The 13,702-nt window shown below is 57.1% G+C and carries 13 protein-coding genes; 6 read left to right on the plus strand and 7 right to left on the minus strand.

Going from position 1 to position 13,702, the window contains the following annotated elements; all coding sequences use genetic code 11:
* Positions 1–545 precede the first annotated feature (545 nt).
* From NLM32_RS06885 to rfbC, 5 genes are all read left to right on the plus strand, one after another.
* Positions 546–2,039 carry a strawberry notch-like NTP hydrolase domain-containing protein gene (locus tag NLM32_RS06885; protein ID WP_256568220.1) on the plus strand — a complete coding sequence of 498 codons (1,494 nt, stop codon included), beginning with the start codon at positions 546–548 and terminating at the stop codon, positions 2,037–2,039.
* Complete coding sequence (locus tag NLM32_RS06890; RefSeq protein ID WP_254128475.1) at positions 2,039–3,094, plus strand: toprim domain-containing protein; 1,056 nt, start codon at positions 2,039–2,041, stop codon at positions 3,092–3,094. Before NLM32_RS06885 ends, NLM32_RS06890 begins: the two co-directional genes overlap by 1 nt.
* 448 nt (positions 3,095–3,542) lie before the next feature.
* Positions 3,543–4,148: a LuxR C-terminal-related transcriptional regulator gene (locus tag NLM32_RS06895; RefSeq protein ID WP_254128476.1), complete on the plus strand. Its 606-nt coding sequence runs from the start codon at positions 3,543–3,545 to the stop codon at positions 4,146–4,148.
* Between the two features lie 44 nt (positions 4,149–4,192).
* Positions 4,193–5,164 (plus strand): glycosyltransferase family 2 protein, encoded by a 972-nt coding sequence (locus NLM32_RS06900; protein ID WP_254135233.1) that lies wholly within the window; start codon positions 4,193–4,195, stop codon positions 5,162–5,164.
* Positions 5,165–5,324: 160 nt separating this feature from the next.
* A complete protein-coding gene (gene rfbC / locus NLM32_RS06905) occupies positions 5,325–5,897 on the plus strand; it encodes a dTDP-4-dehydrorhamnose 3,5-epimerase (RefSeq protein WP_254128477.1) in 573 nt (190 codons plus the stop codon).
* A gap of 662 nt (positions 5,898–6,559) precedes the next feature.
* Here the strand turns inward: rfbC and NLM32_RS06910 are convergent.
* Entirely contained in the window at positions 6,560–7,567 is a 1,008-nt protein-coding gene (locus NLM32_RS06910) for a glycosyltransferase (protein WP_254128478.1), read from the minus strand.
* 220 nt (positions 7,568–7,787) lie between these two features.
* Here NLM32_RS06910 and NLM32_RS06915 point away from each other — a divergent pair, with 220 nt between their 5' ends.
* Positions 7,788–7,937: a hypothetical protein gene (locus NLM32_RS06915; RefSeq protein WP_254128479.1), complete on the plus strand. Its 150-nt coding sequence runs from the start codon at positions 7,788–7,790 to the stop codon at positions 7,935–7,937.
* Between the two features lie 98 nt (positions 7,938–8,035).
* Here NLM32_RS06915 and NLM32_RS06920 read toward each other — a convergent pair whose 3' ends face one another.
* The 6 genes from NLM32_RS06920 to rfbD all read right to left on the minus strand — a co-directional run bounded on the left by NLM32_RS06920 (position 8,036) and on the right by rfbD (position 13,696).
* On the minus strand, positions 8,036–8,185 hold the full coding sequence (locus tag NLM32_RS06920; RefSeq protein WP_254128480.1) for a hypothetical protein: 150 nt from the start codon (positions 8,183–8,185) through the stop codon (positions 8,036–8,038).
* Between the two features lie 40 nt (positions 8,186–8,225).
* Positions 8,226–9,008, minus strand: coding sequence for an ABC transporter ATP-binding protein (locus tag NLM32_RS06925; RefSeq protein ID WP_254128481.1), 783 nt, complete (start codon positions 9,006–9,008; stop codon positions 8,226–8,228).
* A gap of 2 nt (positions 9,009–9,010) precedes the next feature.
* Positions 9,011–9,775 carry an ABC transporter permease gene (locus tag NLM32_RS06930; RefSeq protein ID WP_254128482.1) on the minus strand — a complete coding sequence of 255 codons (765 nt, stop codon included), beginning with the start codon at positions 9,773–9,775 and terminating at the stop codon, positions 9,011–9,013.
* Positions 9,776–9,935: 160 nt separating this feature from the next.
* The gene (locus NLM32_RS06935) at positions 9,936–11,672 is read right to left on the minus strand and encodes a glycosyltransferase (protein WP_254128483.1); all 1,737 of its coding nucleotides are present in this window, start codon (positions 11,670–11,672) and stop codon (positions 9,936–9,938) included.
* Between the two features lie 261 nt (positions 11,673–11,933).
* Entirely contained in the window at positions 11,934–12,806 is an 873-nt protein-coding gene (gene rfbA / locus NLM32_RS06940) for a glucose-1-phosphate thymidylyltransferase RfbA (RefSeq protein WP_254128484.1), read from the minus strand.
* Positions 12,803–13,696, minus strand: coding sequence for a dTDP-4-dehydrorhamnose reductase (gene rfbD / locus NLM32_RS06945; protein WP_254128485.1), 894 nt, complete (start codon positions 13,694–13,696; stop codon positions 12,803–12,805). Before rfbD ends, rfbA begins: the two co-directional genes overlap by 4 nt.
* Positions 13,697–13,702 lie beyond the last annotated feature (6 nt).

Below are 13,702 nucleotides of genomic sequence, written 5' to 3' on the forward strand. Positions count from 1 at the left end.
CGCCGCCGTTATCGCGCGTTTGGACTCCTGGTGAAGCAGGAGCGCCTACTGAAGACCGCGTTGGTCCCCTGCATCGTCGGTGATGCGATCACCGAGATCAGCACGGAAGAGGACTCAACTCGCCGATATCGTTCATCGCGTCGCGCATCATCCCCTTCGGCCAGTTTCGTGCATCCCAGACGTTGCGCGAACAAGGCTGTTCCGAGCAAGACATCGCGCCTACCCTCTCCGTTTCCGTCGACATGATCAAATAGCAGCTCCGGCTCACGGCAGTCTGTCCGGCAGCGCGCTTCGCCGTGTTCGCGCGCGAGCGCGGCGCTTCCAGTACTCGATGAACTGAAGGGGCACGATCTCGTGTGCTTCCCCGCGCCGCGGCCCTGCCAGGGCGATCCGTTGTTGCAGCTTGCGCACTCGATGCGCGCCCGACGTGAGGGCGGCCGTGTGATAAGAGCTGAGAGGGCCGCGGTGACGGGTTTGAGCCGGCCTGGTCCAGAGAGAGCACCAGCCAGCTCGACCCGCTCCTGCTCTCCGAAAGAAATCTTGCCATGACCGAATCTCTCGCCGGCGGCGCTGTCGCCGCGCCGCTATCGATGCGTGCCGCCGCAAATATCATTTCCGCCGTCGCCAGGGCAGCGCGGCAGCTCTTGACGGACCTTGAACGCAACCGTCGTATCGATGGTGGTGTCCTGCGCAGCGCTATGAAGGCTGTCTTTGGCGCCTCGGACGCGGACGGCGCCTGGGACTGGAAGACCGCCTGCGACACCTACGAAGCGGCGACCGTCCTATTTGTTCGCAGGTTTGGTCCGGTCAGGCGGTCCAAGCCTGGTTCGACGGTCGTGATGCTGCCCCTGCTTGCGAGAATCGCAAATTGTCTGCAGACCCATACGCTCCGTTCCGAGGACTGTCAGGCGCTTCAGCAATTCTCGACTCCGATCCCGCTCGGGCTTGCGGCATGCACCGCAGGCGGCATTGCGCCGGCCGACCGCGTTTTGAAGCCCGTCGCGCGGGCCGGTTTGCTCGCGACCTTTGCCGGGGATCATAAGATTTTTCTCGCCTGGTCAGGCATGGCAGGCGATGTCGGCACCTTGTTGGTGACCCAGCATGTTCTTCCGAAGCTGCCCGTTGCGACTCCCCTCGTGGTTGACGCAATCGGGCGTCCTGCGATGTCGCGATCGGTCGGTGCCTTTGCACCACGCCCGTCGTCCACTTCGGGAGGCGGCACGCCAGAAGGTGTAGAACCTTCATACGAGACGACCGAATTGCCGCCGGAAAGCGCCAGACCCTCCGAGGCCTTCTACGAAGAATATGAATTGCAGCCGATCAGTATTCCCGGATCGTGCGCACATCCGATCAAGCTCCTGCAATCCGCGGCGGTGGCGTCCGTTGCGTTACCGAAGCCGAACGACCGTTCGCACCTGCCGTCAAGTCTTATGGCTGATGGCATTCTGTTGGACGTCCGGCTCGGCGCAGGCAAGGGCCAGGTCGCCGGTATCTTGCTCGACAATTGGCTCAAGGGCCGCCGCCGGGCGGTCTGGAGCAGCAAGTCTGACGAACTGATCGAAGATGCGCAGCGCGACTGGTCCGCGCTCGGCATGGCGCGGCTGCTTGTGAGACCGCTGTCGCGTTTCCATCAGGACACCCCGATCCGGCTTTCGGAAGGCGTCCGATTTACCACCTACGCTACGCTGCCCAGCAACGAACGCGATGAAATGCTTTCGCGTGTAACGCAGATCGTTGAATGGTTGGGCTCTGACTTCGACCGAATGATCGTCTTCGAGGAGAGCCACGCCAAGACCGTTTTCGAGCTCGCCGAAGATCTTCAGTTCCGCCGCGTACGAGTGATGGGTGTAAACCGCACTGAAGTCTCCGGGTTCAAGGGCACGATGGGGGACCGTCCCAAGTCTTACGGCCTTTTCCGCGAGATCATCTCCTGGAAGCTGCGCAGGTTCGCCCTGGCAGATGCGACCCGACCTGGGATCCGCGCCCAGATGCTGGAGCGCTATCCGCTTGGGCTAGTCGCCGAACGCGAGGCCGCGTGATGGGACGCCAGCTTTCCGAACTGGCACATCGTCTCGCGCGTGAGGTCGAGGCGGTGTGTCGCCATTGTCTCTCCAACGGCCGGCGCCAAGGCCGCTACTGGACGGTTGGTGATGCCCGCAACACGCCGGGACGCTCGATGTTCGTGCGATTGCTAGCCTCCCCCAAGGGGCCAGCCGGCAAATGGACCGACGCTGCAACGGGTGAGCATGGCGACCTGCTCGATATCATCCGCGAAAGCTGCGGGCTTGTCGATTTCCGTGACGTTGCCGGGGAGGCGCGGCGTTTTCTCAACTTGCCTCGATCGGCCTCCGCGCTGTCCTCGAAAGTTGTGCACAATAAAGCGTTGGCGGGTTCGCCCGAGGCGGCCGCGCGCCTCTTCGCCATGTCGCAGTTGGTCGCCGGAACTCTCGCGGAGGCCTATTTGCGTGGCCGGGACATTGCACCTTTCTGCACCGACGGTGAGCTGCGCTTCCACCCGCACTGTTACTACCGATCCGATGAGGACACCGAAACAGAGATCTGGCCGGCATTGATCGCTCGCGTTACGGATTTAAATGGCCGTATTACTGGCGTGCATCGCACCTGGCTCGATCCTCACGGCTTCGATCGCGTGCGCCTCGGAAAAGCACCAGTCGACACGCCGCGACGTGCCATGGGCGATCTGCTCGGTAACGCCGTCCGGTTCGGTACCGCCGATGAGGTGCTTACGGCGGGAGAGGGGATCGAGACGATGCTCTCGCTCCGCTGCGCGGCTCCGACGATGCCAATGGCTGCTGCGCTTTCCGCAAACCATCTTGCCGCCCTGCAGCTTCCGCTGACGCTACGTCGACTCTACATTGCACGCGACCTCGATGCGGCTGGCGATCTCGCGGTAGCGGCCCTGACTGAGCGCGCCATGCAGGCTGGTGTTGAGACGATTGCCTTATCGCCTCAACTTTCAGACTTCAACGAGGACCTTCGAGCGTTTGGTCTCGCCGCGCTGCGAGCGGCACTGCGCATCCAACTCGCGCCGCAGGATGTCGTTCGCTTCATACACCGGGGGACGGCTAGGTGACAGATGTTTGTTCTGACGTCCTGACCGATCTGGTGAGGCCCATGCCCGACAGAGCCGCGCTGGCTTCAAAAGGTGATCGCTGCGCCGCAGCCCAAAGCCCCTTCGCATCGTGGAGTAGTCCAAAGCTAATAAAGCGGCCCGCGCGGGAGTAAGTCGGTTCTGTCACACAACTAAGATCCAACACTCGTTCTTGAAGTCAGCTTGGCTTAACTGCCGCGAAGACTCTCAGACTTGGCGATGCGTACATCGGAACGGGTAGCGAATAGCAGAACTCGCGTCGTTGTTCCGGAATGGGAAGCTCTATTCTCGCCAAGATTGGAGAGAGATCCGCCCATTGTCGGAAATCACTTGAACCGCACCTTGCGTCAGGTTGTAGGCACGCTTGGGGACTTGCTCATGACCAACGACGCGTAGAGTTGAAATGCTTGATTTGTGCACAGGAAGAGTCGTGTTCCGTCAGTCCTCAATGAACCCGGAGGAGTATTCGAGCATCATCAGCCTGCTCGACGTGATCAACTGTCCGGCCATTTGGATGGATCGAAACGGCTCGGTGCTGGCTGTGAGCGCCAAGGCTTCAAAGCTGTTTGACGGCGAGCTCTGCGTGCGGGGGCGGCGTCTTTACGTCACCGATTACCAATCGCGCATGAAATTGGAGGAGTTGCTGAATCGGGTCCGGTTGGCGTCCTGCTCGCAAGAGAGTTTAGCTTCGCAAGTCGTCATCCATCTTTCGGATCGTCGACCGATCATTATCGAAGCCGTCTTGCAAGCGTGGACTTGCAAAAGCCCGACTTGTGACAGCGGCGCTCTTCTTCTTCTGACGGATCTGAATGAGATCCCTGCCATTTCTCAAATTTCACTTATGGAGATATTCGGCTTGACTCGCGTTCAAGCGCATCTTGCACGACTCCTCGTTATGGGAAAATCGCTAAAGGAAATCGCCCGCGAAATGAACATTTCGGCGGGAACAGCCCGCAATCACCTCAAAGCCGTTTTTGTGCGGACAGCGACCAAGCGACAGGGCGAGTTGGTCTCGCTGTTGTCTCGTCTTCGTTAGTGCCGCGAATATTGGATGTAAGCAGCTTGCACCTTGGCGCCTTGATGCGAAATAGCCGACCGGCTTTCGTTGTTGCAGGCGATCGCAACACGAGCAGCCCACACGTAGCTATCTTGCTTGCTGTTAGGAATGGCGCGCGTTTCCTGTCCGAACAACTCCTATCATATGCAGAGCAGACCCACCCCAACTGGTCCGTCCATGTCTCGGATGACGGATCCAGCGACAGAACCCGCGATATAATTCAGGACTTCGCGGGCGGCGTGCCGCAGGAAGTGACCCTGCGCTGTGGCCCCCGCTCCGGAGCTGCGGCAAACTTCTTAAGTTTGTTGTCCGATGACAGAATCGAAGCGGATTATTTCGCCTTCAGTGATCAGGATGACATTTGGTATGCCGAAAAGCTAAGCAGGGCGATCAACATGCTGCGCACTGTGCCGTGCGACAAGCCTGCTCTCTACTGTTCGCGAACTGAGCTGATTGATGAGGCAGGGCGCCATCTTGGATACTCGACCGCATTCAAACGTCCTCCGAGCTTTCGAAACGCGCTTGTCCAAAATGTCGGCGGGGGAAATACTATGGTGTTCAATTGTCTAGCCGGCGATCTGCTCCGGCATGTGCCCAATGAGATCGTTGTCGCCCATGACTGGATGACCTATCTTACGGTCTCCGCAGCAGGCGGGATGATCTTCTATGATCAGACCCCTTCGGTGAGATATCGTCAGCATCGAGACAACTTGGTTGGGTCAAATCTGGGCCTTCTGGCCGCAATTCATCGCGCGAAGAAGGTCCTTGCGGGTCAGTGGCGAGGCTGGAATTCCCTCAATGTCAGGGCACTGATGCACCACCTGTCACACCGCATGACAGAGGAGAACATGAGCGTTCTCGAGAGGTTCGTTGAGATGCGCCTAGCGGAAAGCCTCCCGCGACGTTTGTGGAGCTTCTGGCGGTCCGGAGTTTACCGGCAGACGCCGCTCGCAAATCTCGCAATGCTGTTGGCTGTGATCGCGAACAAGATTTGATGATCTGCGTCCGACGCGAATTTAGGTGCTTGCATCACCTCGAAGCTGCCTCCCGGATATCTGATCGGTCCGCCCATTCGTCTTCGTTTGCTATTCACAGCGCTCACACGCTCGATGGTGTGGACCGCGGTCGTATTCAATACCATCGAAAGGAAATCACATGACGGTCGAAATCCAGTCTCTTGCCATCGCGGAGGTGAAGCTCATCCGCTCACCGAAATTCGGCGATCATCGAGGCTTTTTCTCTGAGACCTGGAATAAACGCGCGTTGCGGGAAGGTGGTCTTGATCTTGATTTCGTGCAGGACAACCACTCGTTCTCGGCTGCGACAGGCACTGTGCGCGGGCTGCACTTTCAGACCCCGCCGCGCGCGCAGGCAAAGCTTGTGCGTGTGGTACGCGGCGTCATCTTTGATGTTGCCGTCGATATACGCGACAACTCACCGACCTATGGCCAGCACGTGAATGCTGTGATTTCGGCGGAAACAGGAAGCCAGCTTCTGGTGCCTGCTGGCTTCGCGCACGGCTTCATGACGCTCGAAGAGAACACGGAGGTCCTTTACAAGGTCACCGATTATTTCGCACCAGAATGCGACAGCGGCATTCTCTGGAGCGATCCCGATCTCGGGATCGAGTGGCCGCTATCCGGTGCGAGTGCAGTCATTTCGGACAAGGACAGCCGGCATCCGCGCCTTAGGGATTTGACTAATGTATGCTCCGAAGCGCGGGTTTGACGTTCAGGTTCCAGCCTTCGCTTCGGAACAACCAACAAGTATCTGCAGCGACCGACAGTGCCTGGTCTGGTGTTGGTTGGCCGTCGATCACCCTAGCATGGCGCATTTATGCTTGTGGCGTGAGCGTCATCGCAAATCCTTGCGATGAGAGTACGTCTCAGCATGATCGCTTGACCTCCGAGCTTAGTATGACCAGGCCCCGAGCACGTAGCCGCTGGGTTCTGTCGGTACATCGAGGCGACCAATTGGGTCCCGTCGCGGCATCTTCGACGAACCAGCGTGTTGCGCGGGCAACCACAGATACATGTTCGGATATACTTCTGACCGGGGATGCATACAGGTTGCCGGGTTGGCAGCGCCGAGCAAGCGACAGGCTGTCGATCGTCGGGGCGCGACTTTCGGCCTTACGGCTCGGGCCGTTTCTTTATAGTCTGGCCAAAGATCATTGCTGACCCATGCAGCAGAAGGCCTATCCCTGAGAGCAACACGCCTCCGCGATTAAAAAGTGCTCATGTCCTGGATCCAGTGATGGGGATACTTACCCTGCTCGGTTCAAATGTGTGGACCCGTGCAATAGATAGTCCCCCGTTTCGTGAGATAATCAACCGTTGCGATTTGCGAAGAGATTGGCTTCGCCGCTGCGTAGATCACCGCGCTTGCCTTCACGACGCACGAGTCCGGATCAGTCCTGTCAGACAGTGCCTGATACCGACACCTACGTAGCCGATTGTTGGATCGCGCAGCAAAGTGCCCATCGCACGAAACATCAAAGCGTGTCGCTTCCTCAAGTGCGGTAGGATTGCTCCGATGTCGGTAAGGACGCGGTTCATGGCCTCGCGGTCACCGCGACGAACAGCCGTTACGTATTCGCCGTGAAGGTTGGCGTAGAATCGCGGCGCGATCAGGTCACGGACGAAATACCGATTCTGACGAGGATCGTCGGGAAAGGTCGTGGCAAGCTTGTATGCGTAGACCATACGCGACCTCGCCATGCGCGGGCTATACGATGTCGAGCCTGGATAGATGCGCCATTTCGAAAGAGGTTCGTCAAGATAGACGTGATCGTATCCGGCGCGAAACAGCCGTAGAAATAGGTCATCGTCCTCATAACCGGATAGCCTTTCATCGAATCCACCGACGGCCTCGAATGCTAGACGCGAGATGAGTGAGGCCGATGGCAGGATGAACATGTCCCTGGCCAGACACTCGATAATGCTTTGTTTCGGGTGTTGAGCCGGCACCCTATCCAAATAGCGCTTTGTGACCATTCCGCCGCTTTCATCGATTTCATCAAGGTTGCTGTAGACCCAGCCAAGCGGAATTCCGCGCTTCTTTCGGAATGGCTTGGACAGCCTCTCGAGGTGATGAGGATGCCAGACATCATCCTGATCAAGCAGGGCAATCAGACGGCTTTTGGAGTGGGAGATACCGAAATTTCGAGCAGACGATTGGCCGCCGTTCGGCTTGCGAAGAAGCCTGATCTTCGGATGTACCGTCGCCAGGCTTGCGACGATGGATGCTCCATGATCGGTTGAGCCGTCGTCCACAACCAGAACCTCGTTCGGGGGAAGGGTCTGAGCCAGCACGCTCGCGACAGATTCTTTGATGAACGTAGCGCCATTGTACATCGGAATAATAGCCACGATCGAGAGATCATCGGACGCCCCCATGGGAACCCCTAGTTGTCAACCTGCAGCAAAGCGGGTCTAATCTAAAGTTGAATCTATCGCAATGCGGGTGCCGAACACGTTTGCCGACAGCGCTGCGCGGAAGTCGTATCGCCGATGCGGATCAGCGCTCCGTGATCGACCAAGACACGTCGTCGTCCGACATAAGCAAGCAGCCCACCCCGACCGCGCCATCTGGGCGCCGGTGCATCCGGCGCCGAGCATGGTCGATCTCTCTGGCGGCGATGTGCTGATCGCTGACGTGCATCAAAACGACCCGGTTTCGGATGTCGTCGCGCTCGCGCAGGCCTGTAGCTGGCGTCTGATCGCCAACGCATCTGCGTCGACGATCCGGCCTACGCGCGGCGAGTGAAGAACGCGAGACTTCCGGGCTCCTTATCGCGGCCAAACGCGTCACCGTCAGCGTCATTCTTGAACGCACCTTCTCGTGAATTGAGGGATAGACGAAGTTCACGATCGCTTTGAAGCGATCGGCTTGCCGCTCTCCTTGGCATCGGCACCGTTATCAATCAGAGACCCATCCGGGCGCGAGGCGTCTTCCCTCAGATTGGCATTATCTCGAAGCTTCGCCGCCTTGCAAATAACCTGCTTGGAATTCATCACGGCCTTAAACTCAATCCCGAACAGACGCTAGCAAATATCAAGTTCCACCAGAAAACATCTCCGAGTATGCTGCTAGGACAGCTTCAATTTCACCAAACATCTCGATTTGACCGCGCTCCATCCAAATGGCTTTTGTGCACCACTGCCGACAAATTTCGAAGCTATGAGAAGCAAGCACCAGGATGCTGGCTCGTTCAACGAAGGAAGCTACACGGTGCTGCGCTTTGGCAAGGAAAGCTGCATCGCCGGCCATGATCCACTCATCCATCAATAGGATTTCCGGCGAGAAGCAGGTTGCCACGGCGAACGTCAATCGCGTCATCATACCCGATGAATAGGTGCGTACCGGGATGCTCAAATAGTCACCGAGTCCCGTAAAATCGCCAATGTCCGCCATCTGCGTTTCGATCTGGCTCGAGCTTAGCCCAAGCAGCATGCCGCGCAGCCGGATATTGTCATATCCGCTCAAGTCAGCATCGATTCCCAAGGCGATATCAAACAGAGGTGATATCCGTCCACAGGACGCTACGTTCCCGCTTGTCGGTTGGTAGACCCCGGCCATTGCTCGAAGCAAGGTTGTCTTACCGGCCCCGTTGCTGCCGATGAGAGCTATGCGATCACCAGCGCTCAACCGGAAAGAGACGTTTCTGAGCGCCTCAACGACGATCCGATGACTGGCATCTGTTGCAAGCTGGCCGCCTGTGCCACGAAACAACAGATGCTTTTTGAGTGAGCGCGAACCTGTTTGGTAGATAGGAAAGGAAACGCTTACATCTTCAAACGCAAGCAGAGGCGTCCGCTCAGAGGCTGATGTAACCATCTTTAAATCCAATACGCGATTCGCCAGCGGAAGCGCGAAAGTAGATAGACTGATACGCCGATGTTGAGGACTGTGATCAATACGACTGCGAAGTAGTTTTCCGTTGATGGCATCTCTCCTAGGAGCGGCGCACGCGCCAGCTGCAGCAGATGAAAGAACGGATTATACCGGGTGATAAAGGCGTGTCCGCTCAGTGAGTCAGGCCGCCAAAAGATCGGTGTGAGAAAGAACAGAATTTGGACGACCGAATTGATGACTTGCGGAATGTCGCGAAATCTCGCGGAGACCATTCCAATTGTCAGGCTTGCAAAGATCCCGTTGACGACAATGGCCAAGAGACCAATGATCGCTAAAAGGGCAACCGATCCGGGCCAAATTCTGAAATAAATAACAACGCCCAAATATACAATGAAATTGTGCAAGAAAATGATCAGTTTGGTCCAGTTGAAACGAAAAACATAGACCGAGAAAGGCAGGCTAATTTGCTTGATGTAGCACTCAGAGCCGGTGAACAGCGTCCCACTCTCAGTCAAATAGCTTGCCATGAACGTCCAGACCAAGATGCCGGAACAAAAGAACGGAATAAATTGGTCGACTTCTTGCTGAAAGAGCTCGGCATATACCACGCCCAAAGCGATGACCATGACGCCCATGCTGGCGGTCAACCAAAATGGGCCCAGAACGGAGCGCCGATACCGCTGGACGATCTCGTTCCAGCCCAAGGACCCCCAAAGCCTCCAATGGGTCAGGCCATCCAGGAGATCCAAGCGGGCACTCCTGAAGCCTCGCGTGGTCCTCGTTGCCGGGCGGCGGACGTCGAACTGACTTCGATCAACAGACAATGGATGCATCGGCTTGCTCGGTTACTTCGCAGCGTGCTGAATTTGTCTCAAGTACGCAAAGACTTGAGATCTGAAGTGGGTTGAATCAATCATGCAGTCTGCCCGCGATAGTGGATCTGGATGCTATGCGCGCTCGAACTGGAGCCTCTTCGCTGAAGGGCTTCCCAATCACAGAATGATCACGCGCGGCTAGGTGATCTTGCCACGGCTTCCGGCGTCGCGGAGGAAACGCGAGTTCAAAGGATGTTGCCGCATCATTGACGAGATTGTCGTTGTGAAAGGGATCACGCGACAGTTCCAGGTTCCATGTTTTGAGCATGTAGGCGGCCTCGGCTCGCAAATCTTTCGAATTGCCTACGTGCGCGTCGGCGTTTTTGCGCCTGGATTGATGATGATAGAGCTCCGCATGCGGGGTCCAGATGTTCCGGTATCCGCAGCGTCTGACTTTCAGACAGAGGTCAACGTCATTGAACGTAACGGGCAGGTTGATTTCATCCAGTCCGCCGACCTGTTCGTACACCGATCTTCGTACAAGAAGACAGGCTCCAGCTACGGCGGAGACTTCGGAAACCAGCACGTTCCGACCGAAATACCCGGCCGCATTTCGGCGCAATCGATAATTGAACGGATTGGCAATACTGGGCAAGGCGAGCGCCAACCCGCCATGTCGAACGCGACCATCCGAATGGACCAGCCTGGCCCCAACCGCGCCCGCGTCGTCTCGAAGGGCCCATGAGACCATTTCGGAAAGCCAACCCGGATTGATGACCTCAATATCGTCACTCAACAAACCGAGTATTACTCCGTTTGCCTGACGGGCCGCCATATTGATCATTGCAGAATAGTTGAATGCGCCCCTGTGTGTGAGGGTACGAACGCGAGGATCGCCACTGAGCCTTTGAAGCAGCGATTGGCGTTCCGTGGATCGGCTTTCGTGTTCAACCACAAGAAGCTCGACGTTGGGATAGTCGGTCTGCTCAAGGACATCTCTTGCGCAAGTGGCAGGCAGGCCCGATCCGACGAGCGTTGGGACGATGAGGGTGACGGTCGGCGCCGTTGCTGGAGGCTTTCGGCGAACACGCACCCAATGCGGCAAAACGGGATGTGATTCCGCGACGGCGTTCTCATGACTTCTCTGCAGGTGTTCGTCGATGGCTCGTCGAGCCGCTTGAGCACACCGCGCGGGTTTTGCTTCGGAGAACGACTTCGCTCCAAAATCGCGACGCCAGTGATAAAGGACAGTTGGAATGTGGTGAATTCGATCGGGTGAGCTGGATTCAACACATCGCAGCGCGAGATCGTAGTCCTGGCTACCTTCAAAGCCCAATCGAAATCCGCCGACGCTCTCCAGGAGAGAGCGCCGATAGACTCCCAAATGACTAATGAGATTGTGGCCCAAGAACAGTTCTTTATTCCAGTCGGTCTTAAAATAGGGTGACTGACGGCGACCTCGCCGATCGATCTGATCTTCATCGCTGTATATGATGTCGAGATCGGAGCGGTCATTGAGCGCCACGGCGACTTCATAAAGGGCGTGTGTAGAAAGGACGTCGTCGTGATCCATCAAGGCGACGAACTCGCCTTGAACGAGCGATAACGCAGAATTGGAGGCGGCCGAAATGTTGCCGTTAACGGCTCGCCTGACCAGTTTGATTCGGGGATCTCTCGTCGACTCTTCCAGTAAGGCTTTTACAAGCCGATCCGGCGATGCATCGTCGGCAATGCACAGCTCCCAGTTTGGGTACAATTGCTCGCGAACGCTTTCAATTGCCGCGCGGAGAGCCCAGGTCGGCGGATTATAAACCGGCATAACGACGGACAATAGGGGCTTGTATCGTAAGAGGTCTACATGTCGACGGATTGCGTCAACATCTGACGGGGTTAGCGTGTCATATTGCTGTACCCACCTCTGGTATTGTCGAGTTTGCAGTTGGTTCGTAGCCTTGAATAGACGTTTGAGCGGCGAGCGCATCCAGCTCGGTAAGCTATGCGCGCGCGACCTCAAATCGTCGAGGTGTTCGTTTGAAGCGAGTTTGCGGAACACTTTCTTGCAGTCTCTCTATGCTGATCCTATGTTCCGCGGTCAGCTGTGGCCATCGGCAACGCCAACGACGTATCGCGCGTAGTCACCTTTTCCCAACGACCCGGCAAGCCGGATCAGTTGGCCGCGATCAATGAATCCCTGTCCGAAGGCGATCTCCTCTGGGCACGCTATTCTGAATCCCTGACGTCGCTCGAGCATGGAAACAAACTCCGCCGCGGTGAGCAGGCTGTCGGGCGTTCCGGCGTCAAGCCACGTGAAGCCGCGACTCATGCGCTCGACAGTAAGCTGCTCCCGATCGAGGTAAGCCCTATTCAGATCGGTGATCTCAAGCTCGCCTCGAGCCGACGGCCGTATACCGGCCGCCAGATGGACAACCTGTGGGTCGTAAAAATAAAGTCCCGTCACCGCAAAGTTGGACTTTGGTTGTCTTGGCTTCTCCTCAAGGGAATTGGCCTTGCCGCTCTCATTAAAGGTGATGACGCCGTAACGCTCAGGATCTGAAACCTGATAGGCGAATACGGTGGCGCCGATTTTGCGTGCACGTGCGTTCGCAAGCAGCGCAGGAAGACCGTGCCCAAAGAAAATATTGTCGCCTAAGATGAGCGCCGAATTGTGCCCTTCCACAAACGTCGCGCCAATAACAAAGGCTTGTGCCAACCCCTCTGGCTTTGGCTGCGCCTTGTACGACAATGACATCCCCCATTGAGTGCCATCTCCAAGAAGGGACTGGAACAACGGCAGATCGTGGGGCGTCGCTATAATCAAAATGTCTCGAATACCTGCGAGCATCAGGGTCGTAAGGGGGTAGTAGATCATTGGCTTATCGTAGACCGGCAGAAGCTGCTTGGATGTCACTGCCGTCATTGGATAAAGGCGTGTACCGTTCCCACCGGCAAGGATGATTCCCTTCATAGTCCTTTCTCCTCATGCGAAATGCGATCCAAGCAGGCCGAGATGGATGATGGTGTCGGTGGCAAGCTGATCTCGAAAAGTGAGCGCAACCGTTCGGTGGAAAGTTGTGAATTGGTTGGCCGTAGGGCCGCGGTCGGATAGTCAGCGGACGAAATGGGTTCGACTGCGGCCGAGGGACCCGCGCGTTTCGCGCTCTCGCTAAAAATCAGACAGGCAAATTGATGCCACGTCATAGCGTCCACCCCGGCGAGGTGGGTAATCCCGCTATATTGCTGCCGCCAATGTCTCAACCTTCTGGCGATCGAGACGATCGAAGCGGCGATGTCGGGCGCATAGGTCGGGCAGCCTCGTTGATCGTCCACCACACGAACAAACTCGCGCTGCGCGCCTACCTTCAGCATCGTGCGAAGGAAATTGTGCCCAAACGGCGCATAAACCCAAGACGTCCGCAAGATCACGTGTCGAGGATTTGCAGCTGCGACAGCAAGTTCGCCCTCCAGTTTGGAGCGTCCATAAACGCCTTGCGGATTAGGTTGGTCCGTCTCTACGTAGGGGCCCGGCTTTTTGCCGTCGAAAACGTAATCAGTGGAGAGATGAACGATAGTCGCGCCAATCGCGTTTGCCGCTTTCGCGACTTCACCGGCCGCGTCGCGGTTTATGGCATAGGCTAGATCGGGTTCCGTCTCCGCCCGATCAACAGCTGTGTAGGCAGCTGGATTGATCACGATATCCGGCCTGAACGACGCAATTGCGCTGGCCATGGATTGGGGCCGCGCAAGATCGAGCCCGGGCCGGCTCGCAAAACCAATGACCAAGTCGCTCACGAACGCAGCCAACTCCTTGAGGGACCTCGATACCTGTCCCTTCGTCCCGATCACGTAGAGGCGCACGATGTC

It is taken from the genome of Bradyrhizobium sp. CCGUVB14 (genome assembly GCF_024199935.1).
Taxonomy (GTDB): Bacteria; Pseudomonadota; Alphaproteobacteria; order Rhizobiales; family Xanthobacteraceae; genus Bradyrhizobium.